The organism is Lentzea alba (assembly GCF_011067745.1).
Lineage (GTDB): Bacteria > Actinomycetota > Actinomycetes > Mycobacteriales > Pseudonocardiaceae > Lentzea > Lentzea alba.
Genome location: NZ_JAAMPJ010000009.1, coordinates 14,919 through 35,040 on the forward strand (window position 1 = coordinate 14,919; position 20,122 = coordinate 35,040).

Consider the following 20,122-nt stretch of genomic DNA (forward strand, 5'->3'; position numbering starts at 1 on the left):
GTGGACGGGCCGTGGTCGCGGATGGTGTCGGACTCCGAGTTCGCCGTGGTCGCCGGTGGAAGAATTCCTGGCGCATCGGGCGCCGGTCGAACACATGGAGAAGCATCCGACCGGAGCACTTCGGTCGGTTCGTGGGATGACTGCTGCCGCCGGCGCGGTCGGGTTCAGCGACGCCCTTGCGGCCATAGGGGCGGTCCGGATCGAACGCCGCGAGCACGGGGCGGCGATATCGCCCGGCGGTGGCGAACGGGATTCCCCACCAGGACCGCACCCCCGGTCGGGGCCGTGGGTGCGGTGGCAGTCATGACATGTCCTTCCCGCACGGTTCAGATGTTCGCGCGGCGTGTCGGCGGCTGGTTGCTCAAGGGGAACGCCCGCCCATCATTTCCCGGGATTCGGCAAATCGCCCGGTGGGCTCACCTGTTCAAGCGGTTGATCTCTGCGCACGAACTCGGTTGTTCGCCGGTGTCGAAAGGGGACATCAGTCGGACTTGATACGTTGACGGGTATCCGTTTGCCTGGCCCAGGAGCGTTGATTCGTCAGCAGGATGCGCCGATTGGTGAGCGGCAAGGGCGGACGGCGCCGTCTGGGGAATGTGCGGGCAGGGCTGCCGCCGGTCCGGGGGACGTCAGCGCGCTCGGGGGAAAAGTCGTTCGACAGCGGCCACCACCGCGGCGCGGCGGGCGGCGACAGTGGGGTCCACGGCGTGCACGGCGGCGGCCTTGCTGAGTTCGGGTTGCGACGCCCAGGTCATGGCGATCTGGTTGACCAGGGCGAGGACATCGGCCGGGTCCCAGGCGGGGTCGAGCTGTCCAGCCTGTTGCACCTGGCGGAGCCGGTCGATTTTGTGGGCGAGCAATGCCTGGGCGTGATCGTCGGCAGTGGCTGTGGTGCCCGGCAGTTCGAGGCGGCCCCAGGTGATCAGGCGGTGGTGGTCCGGACGGGCGGCGAAGTAGTCGAACAGGCGGCCCGCGTAGCCGGGGAGGTCGGACGGGTCCAGCTGGGTGGCCTCGGCGATGACGACGTACTCCCGTGCAGCGACGTCGGCATAGAGCGCGTCCTTGCTGCGGAAGTAGGCGTAGACGCGTTCTTTGCTGGTCTTGGCGAGCTTGGCGATGCGGTCCACGCGGGCGCCGGCGATGCCGTAGCGGGCGAACTCCTCCATGGCGGCGATGAGAATGCGCTCGCGCGTGGTGTCGCCGGGGGCGGGCGCTGCGGTCTCGCCGGAGTCGCGGGACTGGGACATGACCCCAGGATAGAGCACCAAACCGTTTAGTTTGGCAACCGGGCAGTCGGCGCGTAGAGTCACACCGAACAGTTCGGTTTGACCTCTGCGAGTGAAGCCGGCGAAACACTGAGGAAGTGAACTCATGCAGCATCGCAATCTGGGCTCTCAGGGTCTGCGCGTCTCGGCGCTCGGCCTGGGAACCATGGGCATGTCCATGGCCTACGGCGCCTCGAACGACGACGAGGGCATCGCGACCATCCGCCGCGCCCACGAGCTCGGGATCGACTTCTTCGACACCGCCGAGCTGTACGGCGCCGGTACCGGCAGCAACGAGATCCTCCTGGGCAAGGCGGTCAAGGACTTCCGCGACGAGGTCGTCCTCGCCACCAAGTTCGGCTTCGACATGAGCGCCCAACTGCTCAGCCCCGGCTTCGACAGCCGCCCGGAAAACATCCGCAAGGTCGCCGAGAACAGCCTGCGTTACCTGCAGAGTGACCACATCGACCTCTTCTACCAGCACATCTCCGACCCCGACATTCCCGTCGAGGAGGTCGCCGGCGTGGTCGGCGAACTGATCACCGAAGGCAAGGTGAAGTACTTCGGCCTGAGCAACGTCGGCCCCCAGTACATCCGCCGCGCCCACGCCGTCACCCCGGTCTCCGTGCTCCAGTACGAGTACTCGCTCTTCGAGCGGGAGGTGGAGGAGAAGATCCTTCGCGCTCTGCGGGAGCTCGGCATCGGCCTGGTGCCCTACTCCCCGCTCGGCCGCGGCTTCCTCGCCGGTCAGGTCAAGCCCGCGAGCGAGTACCCCGCGGACGACATGCGCAGCTGGGACGACCGTTGGCAGGGCGAGAACTACACGTACAACGTGCACGCCATCGAACAGCTCAAGAACCTGGCCGACACCAAGGGAATCACCACCGCCCAGCTCGCGCTGGCCTGGCTGCTCGCCCAGGGCGAGGACGTCGCGCCCATTCCCGGCACCCGCAGCACCAAGCGCCTCGAGGAGAACGCCGGCGCCGTCGACGTCCAACTCTCGGCCGCCGATCTGGCCCGCATCGCTGAAATCCTTCCCCACGGCTCGGCAGGCAGCCGCTACCCCGCCGCGATGCTGTCCAGTTTCACCACAGACTGACCGCGCCCGCGACCCCGAGCCCGTCGGCCGAGGAAGACCAGCGTGGGGATCGGTGCGATGTTGCAGCGCGGCGATCCGATCGAATCCCAGAACGAGGCCCGAGGTCGTGCGGTCGCAGCACAAGACGTTCAAGGAGCTGTTCAGGCGTGCGAACAGGTGCGCTGGGCCGACTTCGGATCGGTCCGGCCAGCTCCCGCTCGAGTCCCCTGAGCCTGCGGACCGAACGCCGGACTCGATCAGTCCTTCGTCACGCAGTTCCGCCCACAGATCCGGTGGAGGGGCACCGAGAGCGCCGCGACGTTCGCGCGGACCTCAGCCTCGGCGCGCGCTCCGATGACAACACCGGTCACCGCCGGGTGTCCGAAAGGGAACCACAGCGCGACCGCCTGCATTTGGTCGAGGCGGACACGCAAAGCGCCACTGTCACCGCATAGCGCGAACTCCAGGCATGTCAGAGGAGACACAATGGACAGAGCGCTACGGCATGGTGATCCGGCTGCGCCCGGAACGACGTGAGGAGTACCTGCGGCTGCACTCGGCCGTGTGGCCCGCTGTCGAACGGACGACATCGGCAACGATCACGACGCCGACCAGACCCGCATCGCGGCCGACCCGAGACGCAGCGCTGGTGGACCCTCACCGATCCGTGCCAGGAGTCCCTGGCAGAGCGCGGTTCCGGCCACTGGTGGGCGCCGATGCAGGAGATCTGGCACCTGGACGCCCCAGGTCTTCCTGATCCGGCCGCGACGGCGCCGGAGTCGCAGGCCGATTCTCGTGCTGCCGTTGACCAGGGCGTTCACGGTCCAGCACAGTGAGCGCGTGCAGAGGACGCTGAGCATCCTGACGGTCGTCGCGTGCGCGACGCTGCCGCTGGGCTCGTCGGTTTACCACCAGCAGCTCGTGCCGACGTTGCTACTCGGACTGGTCTTCGCCCTGCTCGCCATCGTCGGGTTCCGGTTCGTCGAAAGCCGCGCCATGGCGTTCGCCGTGGTGTACGTCGGAATCCAGCTGACGCTTGGTTTCCTGCTGTTCTGGATGTCGGGCGCGGCGCTCGGGTCGGTCCTGCTGCTGGTGGTCCTGGTCGTGCAGAGCGTGCTGCTGCTGCCACTGCCCGCCGCCGTCGCGGTGGCCGCGGTGATCCCGTTGGTGCACCTGGGCATGGACTGGGCCGCCGGCCTGCGTGAAGGTCTCGGCACGCTGGCTGTCACCACCTTCACCGTCGTCGTGACCGAACTGCTCGTGCGCGAGCGGCGCGCCAGGGCCGCACTGGCGGCGGTCAACGAACTGCTCCGCGGGTACGCCGCCCAGGCCGAGCAGCTCGCCACCACCCAGGAGCGCAACCGGGTCGCCCGCGACATCCACGACGGGCTGGGGCACCACCTGACCGTCGTGCAGATGCTCCTGCAAGCCGCGCGCGCCGTGATCCACACCGCCGACGTCGAGCGGCTCGACGGAATGCTCGCCAAGGCGCAGGACCAGTCGAAACAAGCGTTGGCGGAAGTGCGCCGCTCGGTCGCCGCGCTGCGCGAACCCCGGCCTGCTCCGCTGGTGGACGCCTTGCGGGCGTTGACCGACGAGGTTTCCGAGGCGGGTGTGCCGACCGAGCTGGAGGTGCGCGGCGCGGCTCGCGCGGTCCGCGCCGAGGTCGAGGAGTCACTGTTCCGGGCAGCGCAGGAGGGATTGACCAACGTCCGCAAGCATTCGGACGCGACGGCCGCCACTGTCGCCCTCGACTTCGGTCACGTCGACGTCGTCCGGCTGGAAGTGCGCGACGACGGCCGAGGCCTGCCGGAGAACCCGTTGCCGGACAGCGGGTTCGGCCTGGTCGGCCTGCGAGAGCGGATCGCTGGTCTCGGCGGCCGGGTGTCCGTCGACTCGGCGGCCGAGCGCGGCGTGACGCTGACCGTGGAGGTGCCGGGGTGACACCACCGGATTCCCCTGTGCGGATCCTGATCGTCGACGACCAGGCCCTGTTCCGGGAGGCCTTGGCGGCGCTGTTGGAGGTCCAGCCCGAGATCGAGGTGGTCGGTGAAGCCGGGAATGGCGAGCAGGCCGTCCGGCTGGCCGCCGAACTTCGTCCCGACGTGGTCCTGATGGACCTGCGAATGCCCGTGCTGGACGGAATCGCCGCGACCGCCAGGTTGCGGCTCGAGCAGCCGGAGGTGCGGGTGCTGGCGTTGACCACGTTCGACGACGACGCGGACGTGTTCGCGGCGCTTCGGGCGGGCGCGGTCGGCTACCTGCTCAAGGACGTGTCCTCGACGCGGCTGGTGGAGGCGCTGGTCGCGGCCCGGCGTGGCGAGTCGGTGTTGCAGCCGTCGGTTGCGGCGAAGCTCGTGGCCAGGGTGGCCCGGTTGCCGCACGAGGAGCCTCCGCCGCCGGCCGTGCCGTTGTCGGAACGCGAGCTCGACGTCGTACGGCTGCTTTCTGCGGGGCACAGCAACCGCGAGATCGCCGGGAAGCTGTTCCTGGCCGAGGGCACGGTGAAGAACCTCGTCACCAGCGTGCTGTCCAAGCTGCAGGTGCGCGACCGCACCCAGGCGGCGCTGCGGGCCAGGGAGCTCCGCCTCTTCTGATCGGCGCGGTCATGACCCCGGGCATGACTTTCGGCACCTGACGGCGTTGTCCCGATGACAGATGATCAGCCGCACAGCAACAACACCTCACTTCGAAGGAGCGCTCATGAGTGCGGAGCAGACCACCGAATCGCCGCGGCGGGCACGTCCGGTGGTGCGCTTCACGCTGCACTTCCTGGAGATGGTCGTCGCCATGGTGGTGGGGATGGTCGCCCTGGCGCCGGTCTGGTCGTTCGCCTGGCCAGGCCTGTCCGGCAACATGACCGCACAGGTGCTGGTGATGGCCACCAACATGTCGCTGGGGATGGCGCTGTGGATGAAGATCCGCCGCCACGGCTGGGCGAGCATCGCCGAGATGTCCGCCGCGATGTACGTGCCGTTCCTGGTCCTGCTGCCGTTCTACTGGGCCGGCGTGCTGCCGGGGATGGCGCTGATGGCCGCCGGGCACGTGCTGATGCTCCCGGCCATGCTGCTCGCGATGCTGCGCCGTCGCCACGAGTACAGCTGCTGAGAAGGCGCGCCAAGCGTCAGTCCGGCTGGGCCCGGGTACGGCGGGCGTAGGCGCGGGCGGCTCGTGCGCGGTCGCCGCAACGGGTTGAGCACCACTGGCGGCGGCCGTGGCGGAGCAGGTAACGGTTGCACGGACTGGACTGGCAGGCGGTGAGCCGTTCCGCGTCGGGCCCCGTGAGCAGGTCGGCCGCGTTGGCGGCGAGGGTCGCGAGGGCGTGGTCGACGATCTCGGTGGTGGGGTGGGGCGTCGCCCGGTAGGGGCCGTTCTTCTCGTCCCAGTGCAGCAGCGGTGCCGTGGGAACTCTGGTCAGCGCGTCGTTGACGGCGGCCAGGGCGGCGGGCAGGGCAGGCAGCCCGGCGACGCGGGCGTCGAACAGGGCTCTGATCTGTTCGCGCAGCGACCTCAGCTGCGAGGCGCACATTTCCCGCATGCCGATGTCGACCGGCGCAAGGCCGTGTTCGGTCAGCCAACGGTTCGTCTGCGCGGGAGAGTCGAGGAGGTCGAGAACGCGCCTGCCCGGCAACGCGATGGCGCTGTTGGCCAGGGCGAGCGACGAGTACTGCTCCTCACCCGGCACGGGCGTCCAGGCGGCTTCCGTCGTCACGCTCTCGTCCACGACCTCATGGTACGACTTGCCTCAGTCCGTGAGAATCACTACCGTGACTCTCACGGATACCGCACACCCAAACCGTGAGGAACCCTGCTCATGACTTCCGGTCCGCTGGCCACCGAACCGTTCCCCGTTCACGTCTTCGGCGGTCCGACCGCCCTCTTCGAGTACGGCGGCCTGCGGTTCCTGACCGATCCGACCTTCGACGGACCGGGTGACTACCCGGCCGGCGGCGGCTCGGTCCTGACCAAGACCGGGCACTCCCGAGTCGCACCCGCCGACCTGGGCCGTATCGACGTGGTGCTGCTCTCCCACGACGAGCACGCCGACAACCTGGACAACGCCGGGCGAGCCCTGCTCGCGGACGTCCCGCTCACCCTCACCACTCCCGGCGCCGAGCACCGCCTCGGGGAGAAGACCAAAGGACTGGCCGACTGGGAGTCCGTCCAGCTGAACCGTCCTGACGGCGGCACGGTCACCGTCACCGGTGTACCCGCCGTCCACGGCCCCGGCAGCCGCGAGGACATCGAGCCGTTCACCGGCCAGGTCGTCGGTTTCGTCCTGACCGGGAACGGCCTGCCGACGGTCTACGTCAGCGGTGACAACGCCTCTCTCGACGCCGTCGAGCGGATCGCCGAGCGATTCGGCCCGATCGATACCGCCGTGCTTTTCGCAGGTGCGCCGCGATTCGCAGGTCTCTTCGACGGCGAGCCGCTCGTACTGGACAGCGCTCAGGCCGCGGAGGCCACGAAGATCCTCCGCGCTCGCCGCGTGGTCCCGGTCCACTACGAGGGCTGGGCCCACTTCACCGAGGGCCGCGACGACCTCGATGCAGCTTTCGCCGCCGCGGGACTCTCCGACCGTCTGCAGTGGAACTGAGCGAACCGCGCAGAAAAGTACGGCGTTCCAAGGATTACCTCCCGATGAGAGCCCTCTCATGAGTGGCCGGCTCGAACCCGTCGGCAGTTCCGGCCGAACCGGTGTCACTCCAGGCCGATGTCGGCCAGCCACTGACTCGTGCTCCGGGGCGTCACGCCGAGCAGCTTCTGGGCGGAGCGTTCCGGTGCGATCGAGCGATCCGGGAGTGCGGCCGATGCCCGGTAGCCTTCCGCAACGTCCGCGGCAGGGCCTTCTCCCAGCATGGGCGCGATGAACGCGCGGAACTCCTCCGGGGTGATGGCGCGGTAGACCACGTCCCGTCCGAGCCGGTCACCGAACGCCTCGGCCAGCTCTGGTCCGGTCACCGCCGGGTACTGCCCGACGGCGACCACACCGCCGACATCCGTGCGCTCGAACAGCGCGACCGCGGCGTCGGCGATGTCCAGATGCGACGCCCACGAGACGCCGAACCCGACCGGCAGCGGGTAGCCCAGCACGCCCTGCTCACGAACCGGTCCGACGACCGGCGGAAGCAGCAGGTTCTCGAGGAACAGCTCGGGGGCGATCACCGCGTGAGAGACACCGCTGTCCGCCAGCAGGCCCGCCAGCGTCGAGACCGCACTCGCACCGTCGCCGGGCGCGTCGACCGGGAAACCACTGGTGGAGAACACCACACGGGCCGGCCGGGCCGCCCGGACCGCATCGGCGATGTTGCGCGCATAGGTCAGACGATCTTCTTCCGGCACCACGGGGAGGTGGACGAACACACCGTCGGCACCACGGTAGGCCTCGGTCAACTCCGCGACGGAGGAGCAGTCCGCGGCCACCACCCGCGCACCGGGCAGGACGACATCCACCTTGCGGGTCAGGGCTGACACGGACTTGCCCGCGGCGATGAGTGCGGCGGCGACGGGGCCGCCCTGGGCGCCGGTGGCGCCGTGGATCACGTAGGTCATGGATTCATTAGTGCATACGATGCACTAGTTACATCAAGTGCACTATTGGCGGTACACTCAAAATGTGACGAACCCCTGCCTGCCGGAGTGCGGCGTCGCCAGGTTTCTCGCCCTGCTCAACGGGCCGTGGGCGACCCTCGTCGTGCGCGAACTCCTGAACGGCCCCCGCCGGTTCACCGAACTGCGCGAGGCACTGACGGGTATCAGCCCGCACACCCTGACGAGCCGACTGCGTCAGTTCGAGAAGTACGGCATCGTCACCCGCACCGCGTACCCCGAGATCCCTCCGCGCGTCGAGTACCGGCTCACCCCACTCGGCGAAGGACTCCGCGAAGTCCTTGACGCGATGGGCACCTGGGCCATGTCGATCCCGGAGCCCGTTCCCGCGGAGTGACGCGCCAGGCGCTCTCAGGAGGCCTGCGCCTCCAGTTGCTGCCGCAGTACCCGCGCCAGGCTCGTTGTTGGCCAGCAAGGCGAACACGAACGCGTCGAGTTCGTCGCAGTTCAAGAACCGCACGCGAACTTGCGACACAGCCCCGCAGCTGGGCCGCCCGGAGGCGGTGCAGCCCGTCGACCACGCGCATCGTGGCCTGCTGCACCACGATCGGCGGCAGCTCTCGTTCAGCCACGTCCACGAGTCGCCGGACGTGTACCGCGTTCACCTGGTTGACTCGCACCGATCGCCGTCTCCCATCACACCGATCGGCAGGCTTGCGACAGGCCCGGCTTTCCAGCGGAGACCGAGCGACAGGCTCGATGACCGCGCGATCGCCATGGGCATGCTTTCCTCGATCCACACTCGCCGGCTGACAGGGTCTCCACTGTCAGCCGGCGCTCCGCGCAACTCAGGCAGCGCCCCAGAAGGCGTCCTCGGACTCAGGGTCGGAGGAGAACAGCCACACTTCGGCGATCCGATCGCCCTCGACGCGCAGCAGGTCGACGCCGTCCTGGCCCATCGTCGCGTCCTCGCGCTTCCCGCTGAAGTGGATCGACGCCGCGACCACCGCGCCGTTGACCATCAGCGGGCCGGTCAGCGAGAGCTCGAACGACCCTTCACTGGCGGTCATCATGCCGCCGAGCAGCTGACCGACCGCGGCGCTGCCGCGATGAGTGCCGGAGAACTGGTTGTCACCCGGCTGGTGCCACACGACGTCATCGGCGAACAACCCGGCGACCGTCGGAAAGTCCTTGGCGGCCAACGCATCGAAGTACCTGGTCACAACGGCCAGCGGGCCGGTCGACTCAACCATCACAGATCCTTTCGAAGTTCGTTGCTATAGCCCTATGGTCACCATTGGTACCCAGTTACCTCAACGTAACCGAAGCGCCGCCGTGACCCACGTCACTCGACCTTGCCGGGCCGCGACGACACCGTTGAAAGTCCTTTGAGAACTGACTTGGACGCGCCACTAGCTCATCGCGAACGAGTCGAAGGTGGCCGTGCCGGAGATGGTGGCGGCGTGCGACGTCCAGATCATCCCGGCGTCCTGAGTGGCCGAGACTCCCGGCACGGTGACCGGGTTGCCGATCCGGTGCCAGTCTGCGCCGTCGCTCGACCAATGTCCGGTGTAGACACTGCCGTCGCGGACCAGCTTCAGGTGGAGAGGTCCGGTCGCCGGGGCGGTGGGGTCACTCACCCCTGACTCCAGGTAGCCGTCACCGTTGGCGTCCCATTGCAGTGTCGCGCGCATTGAAGGGATGTTGACCAGCACCACGTAACCGGGTGAACGTCCCCACGCGGTGAGGTCGTTGCGGAACACCAGACCGGCCTTGGTGTAGATGCTCGGGCGGTCGTACTCCGCCACCCGGACGGTAGCCGTGGCCTTCTGTCCGGCGCCCTGCTTGGCGTAGATCGTGCCGTACTGGTCGTCGTGCTGGGGCGGGCCGCCCCAGATGTCGCTGCTGGCATTCGTGATCGTGTACGTGCCGTTGAGCTCACCGAACCGGGTCGGCACGTTGCCGTACGCCGACAGGGAGGTGACCGGGCTGAGCGGAACGATGCGGACCGTCCGTGTGGCCGTGAAACGCTTTCCCTGGCTCACGTAGGTGACCGCGATGGTGAAGTCCTGCGGCTTCAGCGAGGAGAACGCCGACGGCGCGGTCACAGTCCATTTCGGTGTGGCCGTCGCACCAGGGGCCAGGGTCCCAGGCGATGGTGTGGTCGTGGTGGTCTTCCAGCCCGTCGGTCCGGTGATGGCAGCGGTCAGGGAGGTCAGGCTGCTCGTGGTGTCGAAGTTGGACAGTGGCGCCGTGATCGTCGTCGACGCGTTCGCCGCCAGCTGCGGGTCTGCGGCCGAGGCAGCGGCCCCCAGTGGCGGGCGCTGTGGATCCGCCGACGATCGCAGTGGTCGTTCCAGGCCGGACTGGTACATGATCCGGCTGGCCGCGGGTGGGAGGTCCGTGCCCAGCGCGATCACGTTGGTGGAGCTGCTGCGTGGCGCGTTGGCGAGGTCGCTGCCCGCGATGTCCGCGGAGGCGTAGTTGGTGTGGTCGTGCAGGTCGCCGGTGCTGGCCCCCCGGGGAGCGTTGGTGTGCAGGGCGAACCGCGTGCGGACGAACACGTTGTCGGTGAGGTTGACGAACCGTGAACCCTCGTCCAGGTAGACGCCGAAGGAGTAGTCAGAGGTGGGTGCGGTGCTGTCCCGGCAGAAGTTGCCGTCGATCAACGAGCCGGGCATGGCTGACAACGTGTAGATGCAGGCCCCGTCGTTCATCAGGGTGATCACGTTGTACAGGTAGTTCTGGCTGATGCGCACGTCTTTCAACGTCGTGGGCGTCTGGTAAGGCGGGAAGTGGTCGTATGTGCCGCGGGCCGCGTAGGTGCCGCTGCCGCCGGGGTCCATCATCCCCCAGCCCCAGCCCACGTTGATGCCCGAGTACGGCTGGTTGTAGACCTCGTTGTGAGCGATGGTGAGACCGTTGACGTACGTGGCGAAGATGCCGGCCTGTTCCAGGTAGTCGATGGCGGTGTCGTGCACCGAGTTGTTCGTCACGACGATGTTCTTGTTCGTCATCCGCACGTCGGACGGGTGGTGTGCGTCCGCGCCGACCCCGCCGATGATGATGCCGCCGCCGGCGTTGTGGGCGAAGGCGTTCCCGGTGATCGTGATGTCCTGCGCGGCGAGCCCGACACCTGACCCGTTGGACGCGGCGTCGTTGCCGATGCCCAGCGCGTCCGATCCCAGGTTGGTGAACGTGTTGTCGCGCAAGGACACGTTGGTGGCGACCGAGACCTGCACAGCACCGGAGATCAGCCGCACGTTCTGGCGGGTGCCTTCGTACCCGCGGCAGCCGGACCCGCACGTGGAGAACGCGTCCGCCGGACGGGTCGGCTGAACACCGGACAGCACGCCGCCGGACTGACTGGGCGCGTAGCCGTTGTCGCTGTTGGGAAGGAGCCAGGAAGTCCCGGTGAACGTCAGCCCTGTGAACTCCAGGTTGCGCACCGGCTTGTCCAGCGTGCCCGCCACCTGCAGCAGTGACTCCAGGCGTGGCAACTGCACGTCCGACCGCCGGATGTCCTCCCCCTCGGCCGGCTTGTAGTGGAGCACGCCCGCGTTGCCGTCCAGGTACCACTCGCCCGCGCTCAGAAACTGAGGTGCGTTCTGCAGCGAGAACCGTGCCGGACGGAACGGGGACTGCACGGTGTCCCAGCCGAAGGTGTTGTTGTCCCACGCCGGCTGGGCAAGTGTCACCTGGTTGCCGCTGATGCTCGCAACCGGCGTGTACCGGTCGGTGAAGGACAGCACAGCACGGAAGTCCATCGCGGACGGGTCACGCACCTGACGGAGTTGCTCGGCCAGAGCCGGGTCGTTCACCACGAAGCCCTTGGCGTTCAAAGTGATCGCCGACGACGCGACCGAGACCTGCGCACGCGGGGCCAGTTTGCCGTTCACGTACAGCTGACGGCTGGCGAACCCGGTGCCGACCTTGGCGGCGAAGACACCGTTGTGCAGGTCGCTCGGGGTCCACCCGGTCACCTGTCGGGCGCCGGTGAAGACCGGCCGCGCGCCAGGAGCCGCCTGCCAGCTCACGGTCCGCCCGGCGGCCCCCGAATCCCTCGAGTCGAAAACCAATGGCGTGGTCAGCTGGTAGCGGCCCGCACCCACCACCACCGCCACGTTTCGACCGGCCGCTGCAGCGCGTCGCGCCGCTTCTTGCCCGGTGCCGATCGCGCAGGGCGCATGGACTTTGCAAGCCGCGCCTCTTCCCTGCGGGGAGACGTAAATCGTCTCCGAGCCGGCCGCTGTGGCGGGACTGGCCGCGATGCCGGCAATCAGCAACGCAGCGCACACGGCCCCGAGCCGGCGTCTCCCGCTGATGTCCATTGGCCGCATTGAGGACTCCTTCGTTGGAGTGGGACGCGCTCGCTACGAGTGCCGGAACCGTAAGTCGTCATACGACTGACGTCAACAGTCGTATGACGACTGGCGTCTGATGACATCGGCCAATACACTCGTCGCACCTCAGACTTCGCCTGCGGACGGGAACCCGGTGACCAGCGCACGAGGCAGAAAAGCCGAGCCGACAGGCGGGTTGGCACCCTTCCCCCGGCGGCCGGCCAGGCTCGCCCTCCCGGTGGTCGAGGCTCTCGTCGACCAGATCATCTCCGGGCAGCTGCCGGTGGGCTCACAACTTCCCTCCGAACTCACGTTGTGCGAGATTTTCGGGGTCAGCCGGATCACCATGCGTGAGGCCGTCAAAAGCCTTGAGGACAAAGGGCTCGCGCTGGCTCGCCAAGGCTCGGGAACCACGGTCACCGAGGAGGACAACTGGCTCCTGCTCGACCCGATCGTCCTCGCCGCGGCCGTACGGCACGACACCCAGCTGACGCTGCTGAACCAACTGGTGGACATGCGCGCTCAGCTGGAGTCTCCGATGGCCGCCCAAGCGGCCAGAAAGGCGAGCCGCACTGATATCGCCGAGATGGCCGCGCTTCTCGCTCTGCTCGACAGCCAGGTCGACGAGCAGGCCAGTTTCCTCGAGACGGACGTCGCCTTCCACGACCGCATCATGCGCGCGTCCGGCAACCAGTTGTCGAGGTCGATCGTGCGCACCGTGCACGCCGAGGCACGCAAGAACTACCGCTACTCCGGTGACCCGACATCCGCGGAGTGCCGGGTCAGCAACGACGAGCACCACGCGATCTTCGAGTGCATCAAGAACCAGGACGAGGCGGGCGCGGAGCAGGCGATGTCCCAGCACATTCTGCGAGCCTGGGAACGCCGCCGCCCGAACCGCCCACCGGACTGATCTTGCGGCAACTTGGTCACGCGTGAGCTGGTAGTGAGCCTTTCCAACTTGTTCGTGCTGGTCCGCGATGTTCCCTCACCGGACAGGGATCGGTCTGCGACCTGGAAGCGCTCGCGCAGCAGGTTCAGGCGGCGCCCCAGAAGGCGTCCTCTTCCACCGGGTCGGACGAGAACAGCCACACTTCGGCGATCCGATCGCCTTCGACGCGGAGCAGGTCGACGCCGTTCTGGTCCACCGCGGCGCCGTGGCGCATCCCGCTGAAACGGATGGGTGCGGCCACCAGCGATCCGTTGGCGGCGAGCGAGCCGGTCAGTGAGATCTCGAAAGTCCCCTGACTGACGGACATCATGCCGCCGAGCATCTCGCCGACGGCCTCGCCACCGCGGCGAGTGCCGGAGAACTGGTTGACCCCGGGCTGGTGCCACACGATGTTGTCGGCGAACATTCCCGCGACCGTGGCGAAGTCCTTGGCGGACAACGCCTCGAAGTACTTGCGGGCGACGTCCAGCGGTTCGAGCGACTGCGCCATGATCCGTGTCCTTCGAAGTTCGTTCCATGCGGCGCCAATGGTCGCCATTGGCGCCCAGTCACCTCAACGTAACCATCAGCCGCCTGTGGCCCACGTCACATGCGACTGGGATGGTCCACATAGGACACAACGATCGGCTGCGCATCCGGCCGCGTTCAGGGCCAAGCTGATGTCATGCGAAAGATGTCGGCGGACGAAGCGATCGAGTTCCTCATGGCCGGTACACACGCGCGGGGAAGCTCGCGACCGCGTTGTTCAGCGCCGGCCGGCGTCGTAGGCCTCTCGCGCCTCGAGCACCTCTGCCGTGTGCTTCTCCGCCCAGCGGCCCAGCGCCTGCAGCGGCACGTGCAGGGTGCGCCCGAGTGCGGTCAGCTCGTACTCGACCCTGGGCGGCATCTCCGCGTACTCGTGCCGCGCGACGATCCCGTCTCGCTCCAGGTCCCGCAGTGTCTCGGTGAGCACCTTGGCGCTGATCCCCTGAACCACCGCACGCAGGTCACCGAAGCGCAGGCCGTCGCCCCGCCCGAGCGCGATCACCACCATGGCCGTCCACTTGTTGTCCAGGCGCGCCAGCGACATGCGCGTCGACCAGATCGCCGTCGCGGCAGCCCATCCCGGTTTCTGCGACAAGGGCCACATCCACTCATTGGTTACGTTGAGGTGACCGGTTACCAGCGGTGAGCATAGGACAGCACCAACGACAACGCACGTGGAGGCAGGTGATCAGCTTGTTGCGAACCACGTCGGCAACCTACAGTTGCCAACGGTAATCAACTACCCGAACGTAACCGACAGGGAGCCACCGATGACCGAGCACCCGGAGTTCAACGTGCTCACAGCGACCTGTCCATCACGTACCTCATTGGCCCGCATCGCCAACAAGTGGACAGCCATGGTGGTCTCCGCGCTCGGCGACGGCAGGCTGCGGTTCTCCGACCTCCGCACCACCGTGGACGGCATCAGCGGCAAGGTCCTCACGGACACGCTGCGAGAGCTGGAGCGGGACGGTCTCGTCAGCCGCCACGTGTTCGCCGAGGTTCCGCCCCGCGTCGAGTACGAGCTGACCCCGCTCGGGCACACCCTGCACGCACCGTTGCGCGCGTTGGGCGACTGGGCCGAGCAACACATCGAAGAAGTGCTCACGGCCCGCGAAACCTTCGACAAACGACGCTGATCACCGCACGACCGCTCGTCGGGCAGGTCGGCACACACTCGACTGCACACAACATATAGATTCCATGGAAGCAAGTTCCATGGAACTGCAGTTGAACGGCAGCCGGACGAGAGAGGCACTCATGGGTGACGACCAGCCTTTGGCGATCGAGGTGCGCGGGGCACGAGTGCACAACCTCCGCGACGTCGACGTCACGGTGCCGCTGCGCAAGCTCGTCGCCCTCGCAGGGGTGTCCGGATCCGGCAAGTCATCACTGGCGATGGGCGTCCTGTACGCGGAGGGGTCGCGCCGGTACATCGAGGCGCTGTCGACGTACACACGCCGGCGGATGTCACACGCCCCACGAGCGGCCGTCGACAGCGTCAGGCACGTCCCGGCCGCGCTAGCCCTGCGGCAGCGCCCCGGAGTTCCCGGCGTGCGCAGCACGTTCGGCACCTCGACCGAGTTGCTGAACGTCCTGCGCCTGCTGTATTCCCGACTGGGTGCACACTGCTGCCCGAACGGCCACCGTCAGCAGCCGACGATCGACGTCGCCCTCAACCTCAACCTGACCTGCCCGGTGTGCGACGTCTCGTTCTATCCGCCGGGCGCGGAGTCGTTCGCCTTCAACTCCGACGGCGCGTGCCCGCACTGCACGGGAACCGGGATCGTCCGGGAGATCGACGAACAACGGCTGGTTCCCGACCCTTCGCTCACCATCGCGAACGGTGCCGTTGCGCCGTGGTCCATGTTCGGGCTGACGGTGATGCCACAGGTGGTCGCGGAGTTCGGGGTCCGCACCGACGTGCCGTACACGGAGCTGACCGCTGACGAGCGGGACGTCGTGATGCACGGACCTGCGGAGAAACGGCACATCGCCGTGCCGTCCAAGAACGGCAAGCTGTTCGAGCTGAACTTCACCTACCGCAACGCCCGGCAGGCCGTGCAGGAGGCGTTGAACAACGCCACCAGTGAGCGAGGGCTGAACCGGGTGAACAAGTTCATCAGCACACAGGTGTGCCCGACCTGCCACGGCACGCGCCTGAGCGAACAGGCGCGGGCGTCGCTGGTCGACGGGATCAACCTCGCCCAAGCGACCGCCAAGACCCTCGACGAACTCATCTCCTGGGCACCTCGGATCGAGAGCACCCTGCCGCCGGACATGGCCACGATGACGAGGAGCATCGTCGCCCAGCTGCTGCAGATCGCGCGCCGCCTGGTCGATCTGGGCCTGGGCTACCTCAGTCTGGACCGGGCGTCCTCGACGTTGTCCACAGGTGAGCGGCAACGCGTCCAGCTGGCACGCGCGGTGCGCAACGAGACGACCGGCGTGCTCTACGTGCTCGACGAGCCCTCCATCGGCCTGCATCCCTCCAATGTGGACGGACTGCTGGGCGTCATGCGGGATCTGTTGAAGGACGGTAACTCCGTGGTTCTCGTCGACCACGACGTCCAGGTCCTGCGCGAGGCCGACTGGCTCATCGAGATCGGCCCCGGCTCCGGCACCGAAGGCGGACGCGTCCTCGCCACCGGCGAGGTGGCCGACCTCGCCGAGCACCCGCAGTCCCTCCTGGGCGGCTTCCTCGACCGGCGGGAACCGGTCGTCGTCCGCCCCCAGCCGGACGACGACGACGACGTGTTCGACCACGGGCGCATCCGCCTCTCCACCCGACCGCTGCACACAGTGCACGCTCTCGACGTCGACATCCCGCGTGGACGCCTGACCGCGGTGACCGGGGTGTCCGGCTCGGGCAAGACCACGCTGATTCTCGAAAGCCTCGTCCCGGCAATCGAAGCAACCGCCTCAGGCGGCCGACTGCCCGCCTGGGTCAAGACAGTCGACGCCGAGGGGGTCGCCAGGGTCAACGTCGTCGACGCGACTCCGATCGGCGTCAACGTCCGCTCCACCGTCGCCACCTACAGCGGCGTCCTCGACGACCTGCGACGTGCCTACGCGGCCACACCGGCAGCACGCGAACGTGGACTGACCGCCAGCGACTTCTCCTACAACACCGGATCACTGCGGTGCCCCCGCTGCGAAGGCACCGGCCAGGTGTCGCTCGACGTGCAGTTCCTCCCCGACGTCGACATCGCCTGCCCGGAATGCGAAGGCTCCCGCTACGCCCCGGCCGCGAACGACTACCGGCGCGCGAGCTCCACAGAGGACATCTCACTGCCCGAACTGCTCGCCCTCACCGTCCGGCAGGCGGTCGAACGGGTCCAGGACATGCGCCGGGTCAAGAACCGGCTGGAGACGCTCATCGACCTCGGGCTGGGCTATCTCACCCTCGGCGAAGCCACGACCGCGCTCTCGGGCGGCGAGGCGCAACGCCTCAAACTCGCGTCCGAGCTCGACCGGAACCAGACCGACGCCCTCTTCGTCCTCGACGAACCCAGCGTCGGCCTGCACCCTCTCGACATCCGCACGCTCCTGTCGGTGATCGGGCGCCTGACCGACAAGGGCGCCACGGTCATCGTCATCGAGCACGATCTCGACATGATCGCCAACGCCGACCACGTCGTCGACATGGGCCCAGGAGGAGGGGCCGCCGGCGGCACGATCGTCGCCAGCGGAACACCACGACTCCTCGCCCGCGATCCCCACAGCCTCACCGCCCGGTACCTCCGCGACCACCTGGCCGCCGCACAGGACGTCCGAGTGTTGTGACCTGGCCTGGAAATGACGCCGCGGTCCTGTAGTTCCTAAGCACTTGTACGACGTCTGAGGATTACGCGTGCGCACTCGCGCGATGAGCAGCGCGAAGACGCGAGAGAGCCGCGGCCAGCTGCTTGAGCGACCGCTCCGGGAGCACCGAACCGATCCGGATCTCCAGCTCGTCGTCGAAGACCTTCGCGGCCTTGGCCAGCAGGCGCCGGCCGGAGGCCGTGAGCTCCACGATGGACGAACGCCGGTCGTCCGGATTGGCGCGACGCCGGCAGTAGCCGGCGGCCTCGACCCGATCGACGACCTTGCTGGTGCCACCGACCGTGATCCGGAACTCCTCCGCGATGTCCAGCACCCGGCAACCGCCACGCTCGCCGAGCAACCGCATCACCTCGAACCAGGTGAGCTGCAGGTCGCACTCCGCCTGCAAGCGCGCGTCGACAGCACCCCACAGCTCGATCTCGAACCGAACCAGATCGCTGTACACCAGCCTCAGATCCACCACGGCGACTCCTCGGATCTCCTCGCTGGGGTCACATGTCCAGCGGTGGAGCCAACCACACGGCTTCCGCGGAACCAACTTCCGGGGCATCTTGGCCTGCGGGTTCAGTTCCTGGGGCGCATGATCAGCGCGGCCACGTAGTACGTGCAGGGTTCGCCGGTGGTGTTGGCGAACGCGTGCACCCGGTCTGCTTCGTAGTACGTCGAGTCCCCCGCCTCCAGGTCGATCACCTGCTGCTCCACGGTGAGCCGCAGCGCGCCCCGCTCGACCACGACGTACTCGTGCGAACCCCTGGCGTACGCCGGGAACTCGCCCGCGTCACAACCGGCCGGAAGCGTCACGCGAACCAGTTCGAAGTTCACCCCGGCGACCACCGGCGACACCACGACGCGTTCCCAGCCCGCCGGGTGCACCGTGCGCTCCTGATCTGCACGGCGGCGGACGACGACCCCGCGGTCGTCGTCCTGCAGCAGCGCGATCAGCGGGACGTCCAGCCCTTCGGCGACACGGGCCAGCACGGTCACCGTGGGCGCCTTCTCCGCACGCTCGACCGCGGACAACACAGTCACGGAGATCTACGCGGCTTACGTCCTGCAGACCACCGTGTCGCTCGCCGAAACGCCGCCCACGAGAGCGCAGTGGGGTGCGCGGTACTGGGACCTCGCAGGCCGGGGCTTGCCATTTCTGGTCGCCGAACCGGAGGGCGAGGTAGTGGGCATGGCGTTCTGCTCACCGTGGAAGACCAAAAGCGCGTACCGCTTCACCGTCGAGAGTTCGATCTACCTCGACCCACGCGCGGCAGGACGGGGAGTTGGCACCGCGCTCCTCGAGAAGCTGCTCGACCGCTGCACCACGGCGGGAATCCGCGAAGTGATCGCCGTGATCGTGGACAACGGCAACACCGCATCGCAGAAACTTCATCTCCGCTGCGGTTTCACCGAAGCCGGGCGCCTGCACGGCGTCGGCACAAAGCACGGCAGCACCCTGGACACCGTGCTGATGCAGCGGCACCTGCCGACGGCTGTCCGGTTTCCCCACCCGGGTACCTCAGCGCAGCCTGCAGGGGTCGCTTCGTAGGTACAGGCTGAGCTTGCCGGAAGCGCGCCCGCGCGGCACTCCCTGCGCCGCCAGGGAGTTCTCCCGTCGTTGTCTCACGGCCGTGAGGATCTTGGCTTCGAGCACCTCACGGGATCGGCGCACGGCCCGTTGACCTCGTCGCTGCTCGATGCGGTCAACACGGTCCCCAGCCCGAACTTCTGGTTGGCTGTCACGATCACCGAACCGGCATGAAGAAGCCGTCCCAGGAAACGCCTCGAGGCGGGTCTGGCAGAAAACCCGCCTGACCAGCGAAATCGCCAGATCAGACGGGTTCTACCTTACGTCACGTGCTGCGCCCGGCGGCCAACTCCACCGCCGGTGTCCCGAAGTGCAGCCAGGCCGCGGACGGGGACCTCGGAGTCCACGACGAACGAGCCGTCGGCGATCAGGCGCCGGCGGGCGTCGCCGAAGTCGCGGATCGCACCAATGTCGGTGGCGCGATCCCTCTGTGCCGTTCGAGAAAGGACGTGTCGCGCAGGGTCACGCTCCTGGGTGCAGACCAGGCCAGCCGGGTGTCGGGTCGCCCTTGACCTCGCCGAAGTACAGGGCGAAGGTCTGCTTCAGCCGCTCGGCCTCGGCTCGGTCCTCCATGAACCGGGGGAAACCGTCCACGTTGGCGTTCGGGTACTCCCAGATCGGCTTCAGGCCCTTGGGCGCGGCGATGTCCGTGCGCACCGACCAGCTGTTGGAGGTCTGGCGTTCGGTGGAGAGCTGCCAGTTCAGGTACAGCTTGGCCGTCGTCGGGTTGGCTGCCTGCTTGAGGATCGCGATCCGCTGACCCCATGCCATGAACGGGTGCCCGTCGGGCATTCCCATGCGGACAGGGCCGGTGCTGGTGGGGTTGCCGCCCGTGCCGATGCCGATGACCGCCGACTTGTTGTTGATCGCGGTGCTCGGCGAGAAGGAGCCGCGGGCGAACTGCGGTTGCTGGGCGGCGAGGCGCGATCCAGTCCCAGCCGTAGGTCTCGACGTAGAGGGAGTAAAGGTAGAGCACCGCGTCGTCGTCGTGCGGGTAGGACGAGGCGA

The 20,122-nt window shown here is 67.9% G+C and carries 21 protein-coding genes; 11 read left to right on the forward strand and 10 right to left on the reverse strand.

Going from position 1 to position 20,122, the window contains the following annotated elements:
* Window positions 1-629 precede the first annotated feature (629 nt).
* On the reverse strand, window positions 630-1,247 hold the full coding sequence (locus tag G7043_RS29550; RefSeq protein WP_166051141.1) for a TetR family transcriptional regulator: 618 nt from the start codon (window positions 1,245-1,247) through the stop codon (window positions 630-632).
* 124 nt (window positions 1,248-1,371) lie between these two features.
* On the opposite strand from G7043_RS29550, the gene G7043_RS29555 reads away from it, so the two are divergent.
* The 5 genes from G7043_RS29555 to G7043_RS29575 all read left to right on the forward strand — a co-directional run bounded on the left by G7043_RS29555 (window position 1,372) and on the right by G7043_RS29575 (window position 5,451).
* Window positions 1,372-2,364, forward strand: a complete 993-nt coding sequence (locus tag G7043_RS29555) for an aldo/keto reductase (RefSeq protein WP_166051143.1) — start codon at window positions 1,372-1,374, stop codon at window positions 2,362-2,364.
* Window positions 2,365-2,876: 512 nt separating this feature from the next.
* Window positions 2,877-3,179, forward strand: a complete 303-nt coding sequence (locus G7043_RS49560; RefSeq protein WP_313888141.1) for an L-rhamnose mutarotase — start codon at window positions 2,877-2,879, stop codon at window positions 3,177-3,179.
* Window positions 3,180-3,183: 4 nt separating this feature from the next.
* Window positions 3,184-4,287 (forward strand): sensor histidine kinase, encoded by a 1,104-nt coding sequence (locus G7043_RS29565; protein WP_166051145.1) that lies wholly within the window; start codon window positions 3,184-3,186, stop codon window positions 4,285-4,287.
* Window positions 4,284-4,940, forward strand: a complete 657-nt coding sequence (locus tag G7043_RS29570) for a response regulator transcription factor (RefSeq protein ID WP_313888142.1) — start codon at window positions 4,284-4,286, stop codon at window positions 4,938-4,940. The genes G7043_RS29565 and G7043_RS29570 overlap by 4 nt, the downstream gene beginning before the upstream one ends.
* Before the next feature lie 106 nt (window positions 4,941-5,046).
* Window positions 5,047-5,451, forward strand: coding sequence for a hypothetical protein (locus tag G7043_RS29575; RefSeq protein WP_166051147.1), 405 nt, complete (start codon window positions 5,047-5,049; stop codon window positions 5,449-5,451).
* A gap of 16 nt (window positions 5,452-5,467) precedes the next feature.
* Here the strand turns inward: G7043_RS29575 and G7043_RS29580 are convergent, their stop codons facing one another.
* Window positions 5,468-6,067 (reverse strand): ABATE domain-containing protein, encoded by a 600-nt coding sequence (locus tag G7043_RS29580; protein WP_166051149.1) that lies wholly within the window; start codon window positions 6,065-6,067, stop codon window positions 5,468-5,470.
* Between the two features lie 90 nt (window positions 6,068-6,157).
* Here G7043_RS29580 and G7043_RS29585 point away from each other — a divergent pair, with 90 nt between their 5' ends.
* Window positions 6,158-6,940 (forward strand): MBL fold metallo-hydrolase, encoded by a 783-nt coding sequence (locus tag G7043_RS29585; RefSeq protein WP_166051151.1) that lies wholly within the window; start codon window positions 6,158-6,160, stop codon window positions 6,938-6,940.
* A 104-nt stretch (window positions 6,941-7,044) separates the two neighbouring features.
* Here G7043_RS29585 and G7043_RS29590 read toward each other — a convergent pair whose 3' ends face one another.
* Complete coding sequence (locus tag G7043_RS29590) at window positions 7,045-7,896, reverse strand: NmrA family NAD(P)-binding protein (protein WP_166051153.1); 852 nt, start codon at window positions 7,894-7,896, stop codon at window positions 7,045-7,047.
* Between the two features lie 64 nt (window positions 7,897-7,960).
* Here G7043_RS29590 and G7043_RS29595 point away from each other — a divergent pair, with 64 nt between their 5' ends.
* Window positions 7,961-8,290 carry a winged helix-turn-helix transcriptional regulator gene (locus tag G7043_RS29595; protein ID WP_166051155.1) on the forward strand — a complete coding sequence of 110 codons (330 nt, stop codon included), beginning with the start codon at window positions 7,961-7,963 and terminating at the stop codon, window positions 8,288-8,290.
* A 451-nt stretch (window positions 8,291-8,741) separates the two neighbouring features.
* On the opposite strand, the gene G7043_RS29605 is transcribed toward G7043_RS29595, so the two are convergent.
* Window positions 8,742-9,146: a nuclear transport factor 2 family protein gene (locus G7043_RS29605; RefSeq protein WP_166051159.1), complete on the reverse strand. Its 405-nt coding sequence runs from the start codon at window positions 9,144-9,146 to the stop codon at window positions 8,742-8,744.
* A gap of 159 nt (window positions 9,147-9,305) precedes the next feature.
* On the reverse strand, window positions 9,306-12,017 hold the full coding sequence (locus G7043_RS29610) for a right-handed parallel beta-helix repeat-containing protein (RefSeq protein ID WP_166051161.1): 2,712 nt from the start codon (window positions 12,015-12,017) through the stop codon (window positions 9,306-9,308).
* A gap of 373 nt (window positions 12,018-12,390) precedes the next feature.
* Here G7043_RS29610 and G7043_RS29615 point away from each other — a divergent pair, with 373 nt between their 5' ends.
* Window positions 12,391-13,149 (forward strand): FadR/GntR family transcriptional regulator, encoded by a 759-nt coding sequence (locus tag G7043_RS29615; RefSeq protein ID WP_313888143.1) that lies wholly within the window; start codon window positions 12,391-12,393, stop codon window positions 13,147-13,149.
* Between the two features lie 124 nt (window positions 13,150-13,273).
* On the opposite strand, the gene G7043_RS29620 is transcribed toward G7043_RS29615, so the two are convergent.
* Complete coding sequence (locus G7043_RS29620) at window positions 13,274-13,678, reverse strand: nuclear transport factor 2 family protein (protein WP_166051165.1); 405 nt, start codon at window positions 13,676-13,678, stop codon at window positions 13,274-13,276.
* A gap of 255 nt (window positions 13,679-13,933) precedes the next feature.
* Window positions 13,934-14,257 carry a winged helix-turn-helix transcriptional regulator gene (locus G7043_RS29625; RefSeq protein WP_242642840.1) on the reverse strand — a complete coding sequence of 108 codons (324 nt, stop codon included), beginning with the start codon at window positions 14,255-14,257 and terminating at the stop codon, window positions 13,934-13,936.
* Window positions 14,258-14,483: 226 nt separating this feature from the next.
* Between G7043_RS29625 and G7043_RS29630 the strand changes: the two genes are divergently transcribed.
* Window positions 14,484-14,852: a winged helix-turn-helix transcriptional regulator gene (locus G7043_RS29630; RefSeq protein ID WP_166051170.1), complete on the forward strand. Its 369-nt coding sequence runs from the start codon at window positions 14,484-14,486 to the stop codon at window positions 14,850-14,852.
* 79 nt (window positions 14,853-14,931) lie between these two features.
* Window positions 14,932-17,499 (forward strand): excinuclease ABC subunit UvrA, encoded by a 2,568-nt coding sequence (locus G7043_RS29635; protein WP_242642821.1) that lies wholly within the window; start codon window positions 14,932-14,934, stop codon window positions 17,497-17,499.
* Between the two features lie 61 nt (window positions 17,500-17,560).
* On the opposite strand, the gene G7043_RS29640 is transcribed toward G7043_RS29635, so the two are convergent.
* The gene (locus G7043_RS29640) at window positions 17,561-18,001 is read right to left on the reverse strand and encodes a MarR family winged helix-turn-helix transcriptional regulator (protein WP_207311927.1); all 441 of its coding nucleotides are present in this window, start codon (window positions 17,999-18,001) and stop codon (window positions 17,561-17,563) included.
* A 101-nt stretch (window positions 18,002-18,102) separates the two neighbouring features.
* Window positions 18,103-18,522: a cupin domain-containing protein gene (locus G7043_RS29645; RefSeq protein ID WP_313888145.1), complete on the reverse strand. Its 420-nt coding sequence runs from the start codon at window positions 18,520-18,522 to the stop codon at window positions 18,103-18,105.
* Window position 18,523: 1 nt separating this feature from the next.
* Here G7043_RS29645 and G7043_RS29650 point away from each other — a divergent pair, with 1 nt between their 5' ends.
* The gene (locus G7043_RS29650; protein ID WP_166051174.1) at window positions 18,524-19,075 is read left to right on the forward strand and encodes a GNAT family N-acetyltransferase; all 552 of its coding nucleotides are present in this window, start codon (window positions 18,524-18,526) and stop codon (window positions 19,073-19,075) included.
* A gap of 501 nt (window positions 19,076-19,576) precedes the next feature.
* On the opposite strand, the gene G7043_RS48660 is transcribed toward G7043_RS29650, so the two are convergent.
* Window positions 19,577-19,912: a hypothetical protein gene (locus tag G7043_RS48660; RefSeq protein WP_242642822.1), complete on the reverse strand. Its 336-nt coding sequence runs from the start codon at window positions 19,910-19,912 to the stop codon at window positions 19,577-19,579.
* Window positions 19,913-20,122: the final 210 nt, after the last annotated feature.

What these genes read in the sequence shown, in the direction of transcription:
- G7043_RS29550 (WP_166051141.1), bottom strand. Translation starts at nt 1,247, where the DNA reads ATGTCCCAGTCCCGCGACTCCGGCGAGACCGCAGCGCCCGCCCCCGGC.
- G7043_RS29555 (WP_166051143.1), top strand. Translation starts at nt 1,372, where the DNA reads ATGCAGCATCGCAATCTGGGCTCTCAGGGTCTGCGCGTCTCGGCGCTC.
- G7043_RS29575 (WP_166051147.1), top strand. Translation starts at nt 5,047, where the DNA reads ATGAGTGCGGAGCAGACCACCGAATCGCCGCGGCGGGCACGTCCGGTG.
- G7043_RS29585 (WP_166051151.1), top strand. Translation starts at nt 6,158, where the DNA reads ATGACTTCCGGTCCGCTGGCCACCGAACCGTTCCCCGTTCACGTCTTC.
- G7043_RS29590 (WP_166051153.1), bottom strand. Translation starts at nt 7,896, where the DNA reads ATGACCTACGTGATCCACGGCGCCACCGGCGCCCAGGGCGGCCCCGTC.
- G7043_RS29605 (WP_166051159.1), bottom strand. Translation starts at nt 9,146, where the DNA reads ATGGTTGAGTCGACCGGCCCGCTGGCCGTTGTGACCAGGTACTTCGAT.
- G7043_RS29620 (WP_166051165.1), bottom strand. Translation starts at nt 13,678, where the DNA reads ATGGCGCAGTCGCTCGAACCGCTGGACGTCGCCCGCAAGTACTTCGAG.
- G7043_RS29625 (WP_242642840.1), bottom strand. Translation starts at nt 14,257, where the DNA reads ATGTCGCTGGCGCGCCTGGACAACAAGTGGACGGCCATGGTGGTGATC.
- G7043_RS29630 (WP_166051170.1), top strand. Translation starts at nt 14,484, where the DNA reads ATGACCGAGCACCCGGAGTTCAACGTGCTCACAGCGACCTGTCCATCA.
- G7043_RS29635 (WP_242642821.1), top strand. Translation starts at nt 14,932, where the DNA reads ATGGAACTGCAGTTGAACGGCAGCCGGACGAGAGAGGCACTCATGGGT.
- G7043_RS48660 (WP_242642822.1), bottom strand. Translation starts at nt 19,912, where the DNA reads ATGGGAATGCCCGACGGGCACCCGTTCATGGCATGGGGTCAGCGGATC.